At 67.3% G+C, this 17,258-nt stretch carries 13 protein-coding genes; 12 read left to right on the forward strand and 1 reads right to left on the reverse strand.

Annotation, left to right across the window (positions count from 1 at the left end; all coding sequences use genetic code 11):
• Positions 1 to 95: 95 nt before the first annotated feature.
• The 5 genes from hrpA to MKP05_RS11360 are packed head-to-tail and all read left to right on the forward strand — an operon-like array spanning position 96 to position 7,713.
• Entirely contained in the window at positions 96 to 4,040 is a 3,945-nt protein-coding gene (gene hrpA / locus MKP05_RS11340; RefSeq protein WP_240568455.1) for an ATP-dependent RNA helicase HrpA, read from the forward strand.
• Positions 4,037 to 5,197, forward strand: a complete 1,161-nt coding sequence (locus tag MKP05_RS11345; protein WP_240568381.1) for a beta-ketoacyl-ACP synthase III — start codon at positions 4,037 to 4,039, stop codon at positions 5,195 to 5,197. The genes hrpA and MKP05_RS11345 overlap by 4 nt, the downstream gene beginning before the upstream one ends.
• Positions 5,197 to 5,988, forward strand: coding sequence for an MlaA family lipoprotein (locus tag MKP05_RS11350; protein WP_240568456.1), 792 nt, complete (start codon positions 5,197 to 5,199; stop codon positions 5,986 to 5,988). Before MKP05_RS11345 ends, MKP05_RS11350 begins: the two co-directional genes overlap by 1 nt.
• Positions 5,989 to 5,999: 11 nt before the next feature.
• The gene (locus MKP05_RS11355) at positions 6,000 to 7,214 is read left to right on the forward strand and encodes a PP2C family protein-serine/threonine phosphatase (RefSeq protein ID WP_240568382.1); all 1,215 of its coding nucleotides are present in this window, start codon (positions 6,000 to 6,002) and stop codon (positions 7,212 to 7,214) included.
• A complete protein-coding gene (locus MKP05_RS11360; protein WP_240568383.1) occupies positions 7,201 to 7,713 on the forward strand; it encodes an STAS domain-containing protein in 513 nt (170 codons plus the stop codon). The genes MKP05_RS11355 and MKP05_RS11360 overlap by 14 nt, the downstream gene beginning before the upstream one ends.
• 84 nt (positions 7,714 to 7,797) lie before the next feature.
• Here MKP05_RS11360 and tal read toward each other — a convergent pair whose 3' ends face one another.
• A complete protein-coding gene (tal, locus tag MKP05_RS11365) occupies positions 7,798 to 8,742 on the reverse strand; it encodes a transaldolase (RefSeq protein WP_240568384.1) in 945 nt (314 codons plus the stop codon).
• 140 nt (positions 8,743 to 8,882) lie between these two features.
• On the opposite strand from tal, the gene MKP05_RS11370 reads away from it, so the two are divergent.
• From MKP05_RS11370 to arsJ, 7 genes are all read left to right on the forward strand, one after another.
• Positions 8,883 to 10,067: a multidrug effflux MFS transporter gene (locus MKP05_RS11370; protein WP_240568385.1), complete on the forward strand. Its 1,185-nt coding sequence runs from the start codon at positions 8,883 to 8,885 to the stop codon at positions 10,065 to 10,067.
• 248 nt (positions 10,068 to 10,315) lie between these two features.
• Positions 10,316 to 11,341, forward strand: coding sequence for a substrate-binding domain-containing protein (locus MKP05_RS11375; protein WP_240568386.1), 1,026 nt, complete (start codon positions 10,316 to 10,318; stop codon positions 11,339 to 11,341).
• Positions 11,342 to 11,450: 109 nt separating this feature from the next.
• Positions 11,451 to 12,707, forward strand: coding sequence for a phosphate ABC transporter permease subunit PstC (gene pstC, locus MKP05_RS11380; RefSeq protein ID WP_240568387.1), 1,257 nt, complete (start codon positions 11,451 to 11,453; stop codon positions 12,705 to 12,707).
• Between the two features lie 18 nt (positions 12,708 to 12,725).
• Positions 12,726 to 13,892, forward strand: coding sequence for a phosphate ABC transporter permease PstA (pstA, locus tag MKP05_RS11385; RefSeq protein ID WP_240568388.1), 1,167 nt, complete (start codon positions 12,726 to 12,728; stop codon positions 13,890 to 13,892).
• Between the two features lie 26 nt (positions 13,893 to 13,918).
• Positions 13,919 to 14,755 (forward strand): phosphate ABC transporter ATP-binding protein PstB, encoded by an 837-nt coding sequence (gene pstB / locus MKP05_RS11390; RefSeq protein ID WP_439108984.1) that lies wholly within the window; start codon positions 13,919 to 13,921, stop codon positions 14,753 to 14,755.
• Between the two features lie 144 nt (positions 14,756 to 14,899).
• Positions 14,900 to 15,964, forward strand: coding sequence for an ArsJ-associated glyceraldehyde-3-phosphate dehydrogenase (locus MKP05_RS11395; RefSeq protein ID WP_240568389.1), 1,065 nt, complete (start codon positions 14,900 to 14,902; stop codon positions 15,962 to 15,964).
• Positions 15,957 to 17,186, forward strand: a complete 1,230-nt coding sequence (gene arsJ, locus MKP05_RS11400) for an organoarsenical effux MFS transporter ArsJ (protein ID WP_240568391.1) — start codon at positions 15,957 to 15,959, stop codon at positions 17,184 to 17,186. Before MKP05_RS11395 ends, arsJ begins: the two co-directional genes overlap by 8 nt.
• The last annotated feature ends 72 nt before the right edge of the window (positions 17,187 to 17,258 follow it).

The raw sequence follows: 17,258 nt of genomic DNA on the forward strand, positions 1-17,258 counted from the left end.
AGCCCAACGTGACCACCGCTATCCGTCCGCTAGACCCCGCGACACGCTCCGCCACCGATGAACTCCAGGCCCTGCGCCGGGGGCTCGATGACGCCATGCTGCGCGATGTTCCCTCCCTGGACAAGCGCCTGCACGGCCTCGCCCGACGGCTGAAGGAGGGCAAGCCGGTAGACCGCGGGCTCGGCCAGGTGCGCGAGGCGCTGGAGCGCTCGCAGCGGACGGCGGCCCGCCGCGCCACCATCCCGGTGACCCTCGAGTACCCCGAGGCGCTGCCGGTGGCCGAGCGCCGCGACGAGATCCTCGCGGCGCTGCGTGACCACCAGGTGGTGGTGGTGGCCGGCGAGACCGGCTCGGGCAAGACCACCCAGCTGCCCAAGCTCTGCCTGGAGCTGGGCCTGGGGCGGCGCGGGCTGATCGGCCACACCCAGCCCCGGCGCCTGGCGGCCCGCTCGGTGGCCGCGCGCCTGGCCGAGGAGATGCGGGTGTCGCTGGGCGAGCAGGTGGGCTACCAGGTGCGTTTCACCGACCAGACCGGCGACGACACCCTGGTCAAGCTGATGACCGACGGCATCCTGCTGGCGGAGACCCGCCACGACCCGGACCTGCGCCGCTACGACACGCTCATCATCGACGAGGCCCACGAGCGCAGCCTCAACATCGATTTCCTGCTCGGCTACCTCAAGCGGCTGCTGGTGCGCCGCCCCGACCTCAAGGTGATCATCACCTCGGCGACCATCGACGTGGAGCGTTTCTCCGCGCACTTCGCCCTGCCGGGGGCCGACGGCACGCCGCGGCCGGCGCCGGTGGTGGAGGTCTCCGGACGCACCTGGCCGGTGGAGGTGCGCTATCGTCCGCTGGTGCGCGAGGCCGACGACGAGGAGGACCGCACCCTGCAGGAGGGCATCCTCCACGCCGTGGAGGAGATCGCGGCCGTCGAGCGCGAGAAGCGCTGGTTCCACGGCCCGCGGGACATCCTGGTGTTCCTGCCCGGCGAGCGCGAGATTCGCGAGACCGCCGACACCCTGCGCCGTGCCGACCTCAAGGGCACCGAGATCCTGCCGCTCTATGCGCGGCTCTCCAACGCCGAGCAGAACCGCGTCTTCGCGCCCCATGCCGGCCGGCGCATCGTGCTGGCCACCAACGTGGCCGAGACCTCGCTCACCGTGCCCGGCATCCGCTACGTCATCGACCCGGGCCTGGTGCGCATCAGCCGCTACAGCTACCGCGCCAAGATCCAGCGCCTGCCGGTGGAAGCGGTCAGCCAGGCCAGTGCCGACCAGCGCAAGGGGCGCTGCGGGCGCATCGCCGAGGGGGTGTGCATTCGCCTCTATGACGAGGAGGACTTTCTTGCCCGGCCCGCGTTCACCGACCCCGAGATTCGCCGCACCAACCTGGCGTCGGTGATCCTGTCGATGCTGTCGCTCCGGCTCGGCGACATCGAGGACTTTCCCTTCGTCGACCCGCCCGACTCGCGCTTCGTCACCGACGGCTTCCGCCTGCTGTTCGAACTCGGGGCGGTGGACGCCGGCAATCGCCTGACCCCGATCGGCCGCAAGCTGGCCCGGCTGCCCATCGACCCGCGCCTGGCGCGCATGGTGCTGGCCGGGGCCGAGCAGGGCGGCCTGCGCGAGGTACTGATCGTGGTCTCGGCGCTGGCGGTGCAGGACCCCCGCGACCGCCCGGCGGACAAACGTGAGGCCGCCGACCAGGCGCACCGCCGCTGGCACGATCCCGACTCCGACTTCGTCGCCCTGCTCAACCTCTGGCACGGCTTCGAGGCCGCCCGCGACGAACTCTCCGGCAACCGCCTGCGGCGCTGGTGCCGCGACCACTACCTCAACTACCTGCGCCTGCGCGAGTGGCACGACACCTTCCGCCAGCTGCGCCAGCTGCTGCGCGACATGGAGATCGAGGTGCCGCCGCCGGCGCCCCGCCCCGAGTCCGGCAGCGGGGACGAGGACGAGCAGGCGGTACGCCAGGCCCACCGCGAGAGCGCCGTGCGGATGCACCAGGCGCTGCTGACCGGGCTGCTCTCGCACCTGGGGCTGCTCACGGAGAATCGCGAGTACCTGGGCGCCCGCAACCGCAAGTTCTTCATCCATCCGGGGTCGGGCCTGGCGAAGAAGTCGCCCAAGTGGTTGATGGCCTTCGAGCTGGTCGAGACCTCCAAGCTCTTCGCCCGCACCGTGGCGAGGATCGACCCCCGGTGGATCGAGCCGCTGGCCGGCCACCTGGTCAAGCGCTCCTACAGCGAGCCCCGTTGGGAGATGAAGCGGGCCCAGGTGGTGGCCAGCGAGCAGGTGACCCTGTTCGGCCTGCCCATCGTCGCCGGGCGCAAGGTGCACTACGGGCCCATCGCCCCGCAGGAGTCACGGGAGCTCTTCATCCGTCGGGCGCTGGTCGAGGGCGAGTTCCGCACCCGCGGCGAGTTTTTCGCCCATAACCGGGCCCTGGTCGAGGAGGTCGAGGACCTCGAGGACCGTGCCAGGCGCCGCGACATCCTGGTCGACGAGGAGACGCTGTTCGCCTTCTATGACGAGCGCATCCCGGAGGACATCCACAACGGCAAGGGCTTCGAGGCCTGGCGCAAGCGGGCCGAGGCCGACGATCCCGATATCCTCAAGTTCGACCGCGCCGCCCTGCTGGCCCGCGAGGCCGAGGAGGTCACCGAGGCGCAGTATCCCGATGAACTGTCGCTCAACGGGGTGCGCTATCCGCTCTCCTATCACTTCGAGCCCGGCGCTCCCGACGATGGCGTGACGCTGACCGTGCCGGCGGCGATGCTGCCCCAGCTGCCGCTGGCACGCCTCGAGTGGCTGGTGCCGGGCCTGCTGCGCGAGAAGTGCATCGCGCTGATGAAGTCGTTGCCCAAGGCGGTTCGCCGCCAGGTGGTGCCGATCCCCGACTGGGTCGATGCGGCCCTCGAGACCCTCGTTCCCGATGACGCGCCGCTCACCGAGGCCCTGGGCGAGTTCCTGCGCCGCCGTACCGGGGTGCGCGTGCATCCCGATGACTGGCAGCTCGATGCCCTGGAGCCGCACCTGGTGATGAACCTCCGGGTGGTCGACCACGAGGGACGCGAGCTCGGCCAGGGGCGCGATGCCCGGGCGCTGGAGCGGCGCTTCGAGGAGGCGGCGGGGCAGGGCGCCCGGGCGCTGACCGAGGAAGCCAGGCTCGAGGCGCCGGTCGACGAGCTGCCCGAGGCGGCGCTGCCCGAGTCCCGGGTCACCACCCAGGCCGGCATTCGCGTCGAGGCCTACCCGGCCCTGGTGCCCGACGGCGAGCGTTTCCGGGTCGAGCTCTTCGACCACCCCGACAAGGCCGAGGAGGCCCACCGCGCTGGCGTGGTGCGCCTGGCGATGCGCCGCCTGCCCGACCAGGCGCGCGCCATCGAGCGGCTCAAGGGCCTCGATACCTGTGCGCTGCTGTTCGCCAAGGTGGGCAGCAAGCGTCAGCTCAGCGAGGACGTCGTCACGGCGGTGTTCCGCCAGGTGGTGGCGGTGGCGCCGCTGCCGCGCTCGGCGGCCGAGCTCGAGGCACGCCTCGACGAGACCCGGGACGAACTGCTGCCCCGGGCCGAGGCGCGACTGGCCACGCTGGAGGCGGCGCTGAAGGGGCATCTGGCGGTGACCAAGGCGTTGAAGGGCAACCTGAACCTGGCACTGGCGCTGGTATACAGTGATCTCAAGGCACAGATGCAGCGGCTGGTGCATCCCGGTTTCGTCGGCGAGGCGGGGGAGTGGCTCGAGGAGTATCCTCGCTACATGGAGGCGGCGTTGATCCGTCTGGAGAAGGCCCCCCGGGAACGCATGCGCGACCAGATGCACATGCAGGAGCTCCAGGCACTCGAACAGCGCCTGGCCGCCCGCCGCGAGAGCGAGCGCCGCGGCGGCATCGATAACCCGGCACTGGTGGAGTTCGGCTGGTGGATCGAGGAGCTGCGGGTCTCGCTCTTCGCCCAGCAGCTGGGCACGAAGTTTCCGGTCTCGGTCAAGCGTCTCGAGAAGCGCTGGGCGGAACTCACAGGGAGAACAGCATGACCCAGGTGGTGATCACCGGCACCGGCCTCTTCACACCGGAGCATGCCGTCGACAATGATGCCCTGGTGGCCGCGTTCAATGCGTGGGTGGAGGCGGAGAACGCCCGCCGGGCCGAGGCGGGCGTCGAAGAGCGCCTCGACTATTCGAGCAGCGACTTCATCGTCAAGGCGTCGGGCATTCTCAATCGCTACGTGCTCGATGCCGAGGGCATCCTCGATCCCGAGCGGATGCGCCCGCGCCTGCCCCGGCGCAGCAACGACGAGCTCTCGATCCAGGGCGAGATGGGCGTCGCGGCCGCCGGCGAGGCGCTGGAAGCGGCTGGCGTTGCCGCCGCCGACATCGACCTGGTGATCGTCGCCTGCTCGAACCTCGAGCGCCCCTATCCGGCGGTGTCGGTGGAGTTGCAGGCGGCGCTCGGTGCCGGAGGCTACGCCTTCGACATGAACGTGGCCTGCAGTTCGGCGACCTTCGCCATCGAGACCGCGGCCAATGCGATCCGTGTCGGCAACGCGAGCCGGGCCCTGGTGGTCAGCCCGGAGATCTGCTCGGCGCACCTCAACTTCCGCGACCGCGACAGCCACTTCATCTTCGGCGATGCCTGCACCGCCATCGTGCTGGAGAGTGACGAGCTGGCCACCGCCGAGAGCGGCTTCGAGATCCTCGGCACCCGTCTGGTGACGCGCTTTTCCAATGCCATCCGCAACAACGCCGGTTTCCTCGATCGGGTCACCGACAGCGATCCCCAGGCGCCGGACAAGCTGTTCATCCAGGAGGGCAGGCGGGTGTTCAAGGAGGTCTGCCCCCTGGTGGCGGCCCTGATCACCGACCACCTGGCAAGTCTCGAACTCGCGGATGACGACCTGGCGCGGCTGTGGCTGCACCAGGCCAACCGCCACATGAACGACCTGATCGCCCGGCGCGTGCTCGGCCACGATCCGGGGCCCGGGCAGGCCCCGATCATTCTCGACCGCTATGCCAACACCAGCTCGGCTGGCTCCATCATCGCCTTCCACCTGCATCGCCAGGATCTTGCCCCTGGCGCCGTCGGTGTGGTCTGCTCCTTTGGCGCGGGCTACAGTGCCGGCAGCGTGGTGGTGCGTCGCCAAAGAGGGCATGGGGTGATCGAGCAACGGCACGGCCAGGGAGGGAGCAGGTGATGCGCTACGCGGAGAGAACGCGGCGAGTGGGCACAGTGGGGCGCGGCCTGGCGGCGCTGCTGGCGGTGGCGCTGCTGACCGGGTGTGCCAGCACCGCTGCGGTGGAGGAGCGCCATCCCGATGACCCCTGGGAGGGGTTCAATCGCCGGGTGTTCGCCTTCAACGACGCCCTGGACCGGGCGGTGCTGAAGCCGGTGGCACGGGGTTATCGCACCGTGACGCCAGAGCCGCTACAGACGGGGGTGGGCAACTTCTTCTCCAACCTCGGCGAGATCCGCACCGCCCTCAACAGTGTGCTGCAGGGCAAGCCGGGCAATGCCGGCATCGCCTCCTCGCGCTTCCTGATCAACACCACCCTGGGCATCGGCGGCCTGTGGGACTACGCCACCCAGATGGAGATCACCGGCCGCGAGGAGGACTTCGGCCAGACCCTCGGGGTCTGGGGCCTGGGCGAAGGGGCCTATCTGGTGCTGCCCCTCCTCGGGCCGAGTACCGTGCGGGACACTGCCGGTCTGCCGCTGGACACGTACACTTATCCCCTCGCCTATGTGGAGGACGACAAGGTGCGCTTCGGGCTGACCGGATTGAGGGTGGTGGACACACGGGCCGGCCTGCTGGATCAGGAAGAGCTGATCCGTGGCGATCGCTATAGCTTCATCCGCGATGCCTGGCTGCAGCGGCGGCGTTTCGAGGTCAGCGACGGCGAACTGGGCGAAGATCCCTTCGCCACTGACGAGTTCGACTTCGAGTTCGATGATACGGATTTCGACGACGGCGATTTCGCCGATTGAGGAACCCCGGCATGGACCGTCCCAAGCAGCTGATTGGAGTGATCGATGTCCCGGGCGAGGCCAGGGATGCCCTGGCCGAGACCATTGCCCGGGATGGGTTGGCGGTGTTCGCCGCCGACAGCATGGATGACCTGCCACCGGAGACGGCGCTGGTGGTGGCGCATGCCCGAGCGGTACCCAGTCGTGACTGGGCACGCCTGAGCGCTCATCTGCCGACCCTGGTGGTCACCGACAGGCGGCTGGATGCGGACCTGCTCAAGGCGGTGGATGCGGGGCTGGTCGACTACATCGTCGAGCCGCTTCGTCATGGACAGCTGCTGCGGCGGATGATCCGCAAGGCGATCGAGCTGCACCGGCTGGCCCAGGAGCGCGCCCAGGACCGGGAGCGTCTGGCCCAGCTCAACGAGCACCTGGAAGAGCTCAACGAGAGCCTGGAGACCCACCTGGCGATGTTGCGCCTGGACCAGCAGGCCGGCGGCCAGATCCAGCGCAAGCTGCTGCCGCCGAGGCCCCAGACGGTCGCTGGGGTGTCCTGCGACTACTGGTTGGCGCCATCGCTCTATCTGTCGGGCGACTTTCTCGATTTCCAGCGTTTCAATGACCGCTTCATCCTCTTCTACTTCGCCGACGTATCGGGCCATGGCGCCTCGTCGGCCTTCGTCACGGTGCTGTTGAAGTACCTCTCCAATCGCTGGCAGGGTGAATGGGACGGCACCCGGCCGGAGGAGCTGGCGCCGCGCTGGTTGGCGGAGCTCAACCGGGAATTGCTGGATACCGGCATCGGCAAGCACGCCACCCTGTTCGTCGGGGTGATTGACCTGGAGCGCCGCTATCTGCACTATTCGCTGGGCGCACAGCTGCCCATGCCGTTGATGGTGGCGAATGGCGAGGTCCATCAGCTGGCCGGCGTGGGCATGCCGGTGGGGCTGTTCCCGGGCGTCGAATACCCCCCTCTGGGGTGTCCGCTCCCGGAGAACTTCCGCCTGTGGCTGTGTTCCGATGGAATACTGGAGTGCCTGCCGGGCGAGACGCTCGACACGCGGCTCAGGGAGCTCGAGCAGCGGGTACAGACCAGCGAGACGCTGGAGGACCTGCGGGACAGTCTGGCCCTGGGAGACGTACCCGCCGACGATGAGGCCGTCGTCGAGGACGGCCCGGGGCTGGAAAAACTGCCTGACGACCTGACGATCATGATGTTGAGCGGATTTGGCGATGATGATGCATGAAGGCCGCATCAAGGCGGCGTTCGACTCCGGGGTCTTCGTACTCAAGCTCTGCGGTGACGTGCGCCTGACGCTGTGTGCCACCCTGGACAGCCAGGCGCAGCAGCTCTCCAGGACCCCGGGACTCCGGGCGGTCATGATCGACCTGCGCGAGACCACCAACGTGGACTCCACGGCACTGGGTTTCCTGGCCAAGGTCGCCATGGCGGTACAGGGCAAGCTCGAGCAGCCGCCGACCATCGTCGCCGACAATCCCGATGTCCAGCGCATGCTCGACGTCATGGGCTTCTCGCGCTATTTCACCCTGGTGGAGGCGCCGATCACCGAGCCCTGCGAGCTCAGCGACCTCCCCGAGGTGCCCGCCGACGAGGAGGGGCTGCGCCATCGCATCCTCGAGGCGCACCGCATCCTGATGCACATGAACGAGCACAACCGCGAGGAGTTCCAGTCCCTCGTGGAGATGCTCGAGGCCCAGGAGGCCTCGTCGCACCACCACCATTGAGCCGCGAATATCTCGATGATGCCAGCGCGTTCGAAGAAGATGGCGCCTCCCAGCGTTGGCAAACGTCTACCGGCGCGTCTCCAACTAGCGGGTCCCTTTTCTCAGCTCGCCCAGCAGGGCCTCGAGCTTGCGCTGGTCAGCCATGAACTTGCGGATGCCCTCGGCCAGCTTCTCGGTGGCCATGGCATCCTCGTTCAGTGCCCAGCGGAACTCGGACTCGTCCAACGGCTCCGGCGTCTGCGTCTCGGCATCCAGCGGCGAGAGGCGGCGCTCCAGGGTGCCCCGGGTCTCGGTCAGTTCGCCGAGCAGGGAAGGGGAGATGGTCAGGCGGTCACAGCCGGCCAGGGCCAGGATCTCGCCGGCATTGCGGAAGCTCGCGCCCATCACCACGGTATCGTAGCCGTGGCCCTTGTAGTGCTCGTAGATGTCCTTGACCGACCGCACGCCCGGGTCGCGATCGCCGGCGAAGTCCGCGTCGGGCTCGCGGGCCCTGTGCCAGTCGAAGATGCGACCGACGAAGGGGGAGACCAGGGTTACCCCGGCATCGGCGCAGACCTGGGCCTGGGCGAAGCTGAACAGCAGGGTGAGATTGGTATGGATGCCCTCGCGTTCGAGCTGGCGCGCGGCGCGGATGCCCTCCCAGGTGGAGGCGACCTTGATCAGGATGCGCTCGGGGCCGACGCCGTGGCGGTCGTAGCGCTCGATCAGCGAGCGGGCCCGGACCAGGGTGGCTTCGGTGTCGAAGGAGAGCCGGGCGCTGACTTCGGTGGAGACATAGCCCGGCACCAGCTCGCTGATTTCGCTGCCGATCTCGACGGCCACCGCGTCCAGGGCGTCGTCGATATCGATGGCCTGACGGGCGATCTCCCGCAGTCGTGTGCGGCGCGCCTCCTGCTGGGCGGCCTGGAGGATCAGCGAGGGGTTGGTCGTTGCATCGGTGGGATGGAAGCGCCGAATGGCCTCGATGTCGCCGGTGTCGGCCACTACGGTGGTCATGCTCTTGAGTTGCGAAAGCAGGTCGTCTGCCATTGGGCCTGGCTCCTTGGTGAAGATGATTCCACTTTAACAAGGCCGTGTGACGGGGAACAGACGCCGACAGGCGACACCTCGATGGGGTATCATTAGCTTCCTATCAAAAAACTCGCTTATGCTTGCGGAAAGGAGATCCCTTGAGCCTCAATGCGCGACGCGTGGCGCTGCTGGTGGCGGCCAACACGGCACTGGCCCCCTTCGCCATCGATGCCTATCTGCCCGCCATGGCAGCACTGGCCGCCAGCGTGGGGGCCAGCATCCATCATGCCGAGCTGTCGATCAGTGTCTTCCTGGCCGGTTTCGCCATCGGCCAACTGCTCTTCGGCCCGCTCTCCGACCGACTGGGGCGCAAGCCGGTGCTGCTCGGTGGGCTGGTGGTGTTCCTGCTGGCGAGCCTGGCCATCACCACCATCGGCTCGCTGTCCGAACTGCTCATCTGGCGCTTCGTCCAGGCACTGGGGGGCGGCGCCTGCGTGGTCAACTCGGCGGCCATCGTGCGCGACTGTTTCAGCGGTCGCGAGGCGGCAAGCGTGATGTCGACCATGGTCATGATCATGATGCTGGCTCCGCTGGTGGCACCGATGGTGGGCAGCGGGCTTCTCTACCTGGCGGACTGGTGGCTGATCTTCGTCTTCCTGGCCGTCTATGCCGCCTTCCTGCTGTGGCTGATGAGCACCCGGCTGCCCGAGACCCGTGATCCGAACCTGCCGGCCGCCTCGCCGCGTCAGGTATTGCGCAACTACGCCAGCGTCTTTCGCCATCGCGAGGGCATGGGCTACATCTGCGCCGTGGCGGCCTCCTTTGGCGGCCTGTTTGCCTTCATCACCGCCTCGCCCTACCTCTATCTGCAACACTTCGGCCTCTCGCCGGCCATGTACCCGCTAATATTCGGCGTCAATGTGGTGGTGATCGCCCTGTCCAACCGCCTCAACATTCATTTGCTGAAGCGTCGCTCACCACAGCAGAACCTGCATCTGGGCCTCACCGTGCAACTGGCGGCTGCCACCGCCCTGGCGCTGGCGGCGGCGGCAGGGGTCGCTTCGCTGCCCGTGGTGGTGATGCTGATCATGGTCTATGCCGGCATGATCGGCCTGATCACCCCCAACGCCATGTCGGCCCTGCTCGACCACTTCGGCCACATGAGCGCCACGGCCACGGCGCTGATGGGTGGCATCAAGTTCGGCTCGGCCGCCCTGGCGGGGGTGATGGTGGGCGCCTTCGAGATCGAAAGCCTCTGGCCCATGGTGCTGACCATGCTGGCGGCGTCGCTGGTCGGCAACTGGGGGCTACGGACCCTGGCAGGCAGGCCGGCGCATGCCTGAGGCACTGGCCTGGCGCGATATGAGCCCCGGAACAGCCTCGAGCGTTACCGCCATCTGCGATAGCCCTGTGCTGCAGGGCTGCTCGCTTGCCCTCTGCACCCTCGCGGCACTGGGGCTGCTGGTCTGAAGCGGCGGTCCAGACGACATCCCTTCACACTCTTGTCACCCTGTCATGAAGCTGTCATGCGGCTCCGGCAATGTATGCCGTGCAAAGGCCAGACACCTTTCCAGAGACAGGAGTGACTCGCATGAACCGCATCCTCAAGAGCCGTGCCTTCAAGACCACGGTCATCGCTGCCACCGTCATGGGCGTGGCCGGTGTCGCCCAGGCCCGCGATCAGATCCGTATCGTCGGCTCCAGCACCGTCTACCCGTTTGCCAGCTATGTGACCGAGGAGTTCGGTGCCATCACTGAATACCCGACCCCGGTCATCGAGTCCACGGGATCCGGTGGCGGTATCCGCCTGTTCTGCAACGGTGTCGGCGAGGGGACGCCGGACATCTCCAACGCCTCGCGTCGCATCAAGGCCTCCGAGCTCGAGCGCTGCGCGGAGAATGGCGTGACCGATGTCACCGAGGTGAAGATCGGTTCCGACGGCATCGTGCTGGCCCAGTCCAGCAGCAACGACGAGCTCGACCTGACCCTCGAGCAGCTCTTCCTGGCCGTGGCCGCCCAGGTGCCGGTGGATGGCGAACTGGTCGACAACCCCTACGAGCAGTGGAGCGACATCGATTCCGAGCTGCCGGAGCGTGACATCTCCATCTATGGCCCGCCCAGCACCTCCGGGACTCGCGACGCCTTCGAGGAACTGGTGATGGAGGTCGCCTCCGAGGACATGGCAGCCTACGGCGGCGAGGCCTACACCGAGGTCCGTGCCGATGGTGCCTACATCGACGCCGGCGAGAACGACAACCTGATCGTCCAGCGCCTGAGCGAGGACACCAACGCCTTCGGGATATTCGGTTACTCCTTCCTGGTCGAGAACCCCGACACCCTGATCGGCACCGCCATCGGCGGCATCGAGCCCACCGCCGAGGCGATCAGTGCCGGCGACTATCCGGTGGCCCGCTCGCTGTTCTTCTACGTGAAGAACCAGCATGCCGAGGAGGTGCCGCCGCTGTACGACTACGTCGAGATGTTCGTCTCCGAGACCATGATCGGCGAGGGGGGCTACCTGATGGACCTCGGCCTGATCCCGCTGCCCGAGGCCGAACGCGAGCAGACTCGCAAGAAGGTCGAGGAGCGCGCTACCCTGCAGGTCTCGGACCTGTAACCCGGAAGTCGTCTGGCAAGGAGGCCTGACCTGGCCGGCAGCCCAAGGCTGCCGGCCGTCGCACGTTACGGCAGTCTGCCTGCCGTTGTCTTTCCATCGAGAGAATCCTATGCAGACCAACCAACTCCTGGCACTGTTCAGCGGCGCTCTGCTGCTGCTGGGTCTGATAGCCTTCTTCCTGGGGCGTGCCAAGGCCATGCGGGTGCGCGCCACCGGCACGGCCATGTATGCCCAGCCCGACCAGTACGCCTGGTTCGCCGTGCTGGCTACCGCCGGGCCGGCCGTCGCGGTGAGCCTCATCGGTGCCTTCGCGATGCTGCTGTTGGGTGCCGAGATCCCGACTCCCTACCTGCTGGCCGGCAGCCTGGTGGTGGCCGCAGTGGGCCTGATGGTGGGCATGAACCGGGTGCATCCGGACTTCCACGCCCGGCAGGCCATCGAGCGGGTGATCCGCTGGATCCTGATCGGTGCCGCGCTGATCTCGATCTTCACCACCTTCGGGATCCTCTTCTCCATCGTCTTCGAGGCCCTGCGCTTCTTCCAGATGCACAGCTTCTGGGACTTCATCACCGGCACCGTCTGGAACCCCGGCGCCAGCTTCCTGGCGGCAGCCGGCCGCGCCGATGAAGGGGGAAGTGCCGCCCAGTTCGGTTCGGTGCCGCTGTTCGCCGGCACCTTCATGATCACCGCCATCGCCATGCTGGTGGCGATCCCCATCGGGCTGCTGGCGGCCATCTACATGGCCGAGTTCGCCCCCAAGCGGGTGCGTACCCTGGCCAAGCCCACCCTCGAGGTGTTGGCGGGTATCCCCACCGTGGTCTACGGCTTCTTCGCCGCCATCACGGTGGCGCCGATCATCGTCAACGTCGCCAATGCGCTGGGGCTGGAGGCGTCGTTCAACAACGCCGTGGCACCGGGGGTGGTGATGGGCATCATGATCATCCCGTTCATTTCCTCGCTCTCCGACGACGTCATCAATTCGGTGCCCGACAGCATGCGTCAGGGCTCCCTGGCGCTGGGCATGACCAAGGGCGAGACGATTCGCGACGTGGTCATCCCGGCGGCACTGCCCGGCATCATCTCCGCCTCGTTGCTGGCGGTTTCCAGGGCCCTGGGCGAAACCATGATCGTGGTGATGGCGGCCGGCATGCGGCCCAACCTCACCGCCAACCCGCTGGAAGACATGACCACGGTGACGGTGCGCATCGTCGCCGCACTCACCGGTGACCTGGAGTTCGAGAGTGCCGAGACGCTGTCCGCCTTCGCCCTGGGGCTGGTGCTGTTCGGCGTCACCCTGAGCCTGAACCTGGTGTCGATGCTCATGATCCGCCGCTTCCGCGAGAAGTACCGCGTCAACAACCTGTAACGCCGAGGAATCGCCCAGATGAGTCAATCCTTCGACGACATCAGTGCCCAGCTCAAGCGGCGCCACCGCAAGTCGGCGCGGCTGAAGTGGATCTCCATGGGGGCGCTGGGGCTGGCCGGCCTGTTCCTGGTGCTCTTCTTCGCCGACATGCTCAGCAAGGGCCTTCCCGCCTTCCAGCAGGCCTACGTGCAGGTGGAGCTGGACTACAACGAGGATGCCACCCGCATGGGGCGCGCGGCCCTGGATCCCGAGGTCTCGCGGATCGTCAGCCGCAGCTTCGAACGTCTGATCCCGGGGATGCTGCGCGACGACCCCGACCTGCTCGGCACCCGCGAGCAGCGCTGGGTACTGGCCAACAGCGAGGTCGACCAGTACCTGAAGGGACACCGCAACAAGCTCAGCGAGGCGGAGCGTGAGGTGGTCGACGAGCTGGCCGAGAGCGGCCAGGTGACGTTGAAGTTCAACACCACCTTCTTCTCGCGTGGCGACTCCAAGATGGCCGAGAGCTCGGGCATCCTGGCTGCCGCGGTGGGCACCGTCATGACCATGCTGGTGACCCTGGCCATCGCCTTTCCCATCGGCGTGATGACGGCGGTCTATCTGGAGGAGTTTGCCCCGGACAACCGCCTGACCCAGATCATCGAGATCAACATCAACAACCTGGCGGCGATCCCCTCGATCCTGTTCGGCCTGCTGGGCCTGGCGATCTTCATCAACTTCTTCGGGGTGCCGCGCTCCTCCCCGCTGGTGGGCGGCATGACGCTGGCGCTGATGACGTTGCCGGTGATCATCATCGCCACCCGCACGGCGCTGCGCAGCGTGCCCGACTCGATCCGCCACGCCGCCTTCGGGGTGGGCTGCTCGCGCTGGCAGGTGGTGCGCGACCATGTGCTCCCCCTGGCCATGCCCGGCATCATGACCGGTTCGATCATCGGCCTGGCCCAGGCCATGGGGGAGACCGCGCCACTGATCATCGTCGGGATGGTGGCCTTCATTCCCGATGTGTCGGCGTCGTTCACCCAGGCCGCCACGGTGCTGCCGGCACAGATCTTCACCTGGGCGGGCGAGCCCGACCGCGCCTTCGTCGAGAAGACCGCCGGCGGCATCCTGGTGCTGCTCTCGATACTGATCTTCCTGAATGCCACCGCCGTGGTACTGCGCAAGAAATTCGAGCGTCGCTGGTGAGCCAGCGCGTCACAGAGGACATCGACATGAACATGCAAACCGCTCCCCGCCATGGCCAGACTCCCGAGGTCGGACAACCGCATACCCGCAATGAAGAGGCCAGCCACGACCTGAGCATCCGGGTCCGCGATCTCAGCCTCTGGTACGGCCAGAGCCAGGCCCTGAAGGGCCTCGACATCGATATCTTCGAGAAGAATGTCACGGCGCTGATCGGTCCCTCGGGCTGTGGCAAGTCGACCTTCCTGCGCTGCCTCAACCGCATGAACGACCTCATCCCCGGGGTGCGTATCGAGGGGCTGGTGGAGATGGACGGTCACGACGTCAACACCGCCAGGATGGACGAGGTGGCCCTGCGTCGCCGGGTGGGCATGGTGTTCCAGAAGCCCAACCCCTTCCCCAAGTCGATCTACGAGAACGTCGCCTACGCGCCGCGCATGCACGACCTGGTCAGCCGCAAGGCCGAGCAGGATGAACTGGTGGAGAAGGCCCTGCGCGATGCCGGCCTGTGGGAGGAGGTGAAGGACAAGCTGCACCAGCCGGGCACCTCGCTCTCGGGTGGCCAGCAGCAGCGCCTGTGCATCGCCCGCGCCATCGCCGTGCAGCCCGACGTCATCCTGATGGACGAGCCCACCTCGGCACTCGACCCGATCTCCACGGCGACCATCGAGGACCTGATGGACAAGCTCAAGCAGCAGTTCACCATCGTCACCGTGACCCACAACATGCAGCAGGCCGCGCGGGTGGCGGACTACACCGCCTTCTTCCACCTGGGCGAGATCATCGAATACAACGACACCAGGACGATGTTCTCCAACCCGGCCACCAAGAAGGCCGAGGACTACATCACCGGCCGCTACGGATAAAGACCTGACCGTGAGTGAAATGCCGGGACGCCATGGTGTCGTGTCCCGGCCGAAGTAGGCGACGCTGCATGGATCAGGCTGTCACGCAACGGACACGTGCTGATAGTATATATGGAACACCATATATGATCTTGGAGAGGATTCATGTCTCAGCCACTGAGCATCGGTATCAACGGCTTCGGGCGCATCGGCCGTCTGACCCTGCGCGGCCTCTGGCCCCGTGTCGCGTCGGGCGAGGTCGAGGTGGTGCGCATCAACGACCCGGGCGGCGATGCCGCCACCTTCGCCCACCTGCTCGAATTCGACTCGGTGCACGGCCGCTGGTCGCCGGGGCAGGGCATCGCCGCCGAGGAGGACGCCATTGTCATCGACGGCAAGCGGATCGGTTTCAGCGCCAACGTTGCCACCACCGACAGCGACTGGTCGGGCTGCGATGTCGTTATCGAGTGCTCCGGCAAGATCAAGACCCGCGAGAAGCTGCAGGCCTACCTGGACCAGGGCGTGGGCCGGGTGGTGGTCAGTGCGCCGGTCAAGGAGGAGGGCGTGCTCAACGTGGTGATGGGCGTCAACGACGACCTGTATGACCCCGCGGCGCATCGCATCGTCACCGCGGCGAGCTGCACCACCAACTGCCTGGCCCCGGCGGTCAAGGTGATCCACGAGACATTCGGCATCCGCCATGGCTCCATGACCACGGTACACGACATCACCAACACCCAGACGATTCTGGATGCCCCGAGCTCTCCACAAAAGCCGGACCTGCGCCGTTCACGGGCCTGCGGCATGAGCCTGATTCCCACCACCACCGGGTCGGCCAAGGCGATCACCGCCATCTTTCCGGAGCTGACCGGCAAGCTGAACGGCCATGCCATCCGCGTGCCCCTGGCCAACGCCTCGCTCACCGACATGGTCTTCGAGCTCGCGCGCGAGGTCACGGTGGAGGAGGTCAATGCGGCGCTCAAGGCCGCCGCCGAGGGCGAACTGTCCGGCATCCTGGGCTTTGAAGAGCGCCCGCTGGTGTCCATCGACTACCGCACCGACCCGCGTAGCTCGATCATCGATGCCCTTTCCACCATGGTGGTGAACGGTACCCAGCTCAAGCTCTACGCCTGGTACGACAACGAGTGGGGCTACGCCAACCGCACCGCCGAGCTGGCCCTGAAGGTGGGGCGGGGACGGGAAGAAGGGATGCAGGTGGGAAATGCCTGACGCAGGAGGGCTCGCGAGACGCTTGAAGGCGTTGCCCTTCGAGGTGCGCCAGTACCTGCTGATCACCGGCAACTACTGGGCCTTCACCCTCACCGACGGCGCCCTGCGCATGCTGGTGGTGCTCTACTTCCACCAGCTCGGCTACTCGCCGCTGGAAGTGGCCCTGCTGTTCCTCTTCTACGAGGCCTTCGGTGTGGTCACCAACCTGGTGGGCGGCTGGCTGGGTGCCCGGCTGGGGCTCAACCGCACCATGAACGCCGGCCTGGCCCTGCAGATCGTCGCCCTGGCCATGCTGATGGTGCCCGCCGCGGCGCTCACCGTGCCCTGGGTCATGGCGGCCCAGGCGCTGTCGGGGATCGCCAAGGACCTCAACAAGATGAGCGCCAAGAGTGCGGTCAAGGTGCTGGTGCCCAAGGACAGCCCCGGCGCCCGAAGCGCCCTCTATCGCTGGGTAGCGATCCTCACCGGCTCGAAGAACGCCCTCAAGGGGGCCGGCTTCTTCCTGGGCGGGCTACTGCTGACCCTCATCGGCTTCCGCGGCGCGGTGATCGGCATGGCGGTGATGCTGGCGGCGGTGCTGGCGCTCTCCCTGGTGCGCTTGAAGGCCGACCTGGGCCGCCAGAAGCGCAAGCCGAAGTTCTCCGAAGCCTTCTCCAAGTCCCGGGCGATCAACGTGCTCTCGGCGGCCAGGCTGTGCCTGTTCGCCTCGCGGGACGTCTGGTTCGTGGTGGCGCTGCCGGTGTTCCTCTATGACCAGCACGGCTGGAGCCACTGGACGGTGGGGGGCCTGCTGGCGGTCTGGGTGATCGGCTATGGGGGCGTGCAGACCCAGGCGCCGCGGCTCACCGGCCTGGTCAAGGGCGGGGTGCGGGGTGTCACGGCGTTCTGGGCCCTGGCGCTCGCCGGGCTGCCGGCGCTGCTCGCCCTGCTGCCGTTGGCGGAGGTGGGCGCCCTGGTGGCGGGGCTGCTCGCCTTCGGTGTGCTGTTCGCCATCAACTCCAGCTGGCACAGCTACTTGATCGTCCACTATGCCCGTGCCGACGGCGTCTCCATGGACGTGGGCTTCTACTACATGGCCAACGCCATGGGCCGGCTGTTGGGCACGTTGCTCTCCGGCTGGCTCTACCAGAGCCAGGGGCTGGCCGCCTGCCTGTGGGTCTCGGCGGCCCTGGTGGCGGCGAGCGCCGCCATGGCCCTGGCACTGCCGCGGCAGAGTCTGTGAGGTGGGTCCGGCGCCGGGCATCGCGCAGTGGGACCTGTCGACGGCGCAGGCCAAGTAGCCAAGCTTATCCGC

It is taken from the genome of Halomonas flagellata (assembly GCF_022487945.1).
GTDB classification, from domain to species: Bacteria; Pseudomonadota; Gammaproteobacteria; order Pseudomonadales; family Halomonadaceae; genus Halomonas; species Halomonas flagellata.

Excerpts from the sequence above, each read along its gene's own strand:
- hrpA (WP_240568455.1), top strand. The coding sequence starts at position 96 with ATGCTGCGCGATGTTCCCTCCCTGGACAAGCGCCTGCACGGCCTCGCC.
- MKP05_RS11345 (WP_240568381.1), top strand. The coding sequence starts at position 4,037 with ATGACCCAGGTGGTGATCACCGGCACCGGCCTCTTCACACCGGAGCAT.
- MKP05_RS11350 (WP_240568456.1), top strand. The coding sequence starts at position 5,197 with ATGCGCTACGCGGAGAGAACGCGGCGAGTGGGCACAGTGGGGCGCGGC.
- MKP05_RS11355 (WP_240568382.1), top strand. The coding sequence starts at position 6,000 with ATGGACCGTCCCAAGCAGCTGATTGGAGTGATCGATGTCCCGGGCGAG.
- MKP05_RS11360 (WP_240568383.1), top strand. The coding sequence starts at position 7,201 with ATGATGATGCATGAAGGCCGCATCAAGGCGGCGTTCGACTCCGGGGTC.
- tal (WP_240568384.1), bottom strand. The coding sequence starts at position 8,742 with ATGGCAGACGACCTGCTTTCGCAACTCAAGAGCATGACCACCGTAGTG.
- MKP05_RS11375 (WP_240568386.1), top strand. The coding sequence starts at position 10,316 with ATGAACCGCATCCTCAAGAGCCGTGCCTTCAAGACCACGGTCATCGCT.
- pstC (WP_240568387.1), top strand. The coding sequence starts at position 11,451 with ATGCAGACCAACCAACTCCTGGCACTGTTCAGCGGCGCTCTGCTGCTG.
- pstA (WP_240568388.1), top strand. The coding sequence starts at position 12,726 with ATGAGTCAATCCTTCGACGACATCAGTGCCCAGCTCAAGCGGCGCCAC.
- pstB (WP_439108984.1), top strand. The coding sequence starts at position 13,919 with ATGAACATGCAAACCGCTCCCCGCCATGGCCAGACTCCCGAGGTCGGA.
- MKP05_RS11395 (WP_240568389.1), top strand. The coding sequence starts at position 14,900 with ATGTCTCAGCCACTGAGCATCGGTATCAACGGCTTCGGGCGCATCGGC.
- arsJ (WP_240568391.1), top strand. The coding sequence starts at position 15,957 with ATGCCTGACGCAGGAGGGCTCGCGAGACGCTTGAAGGCGTTGCCCTTC.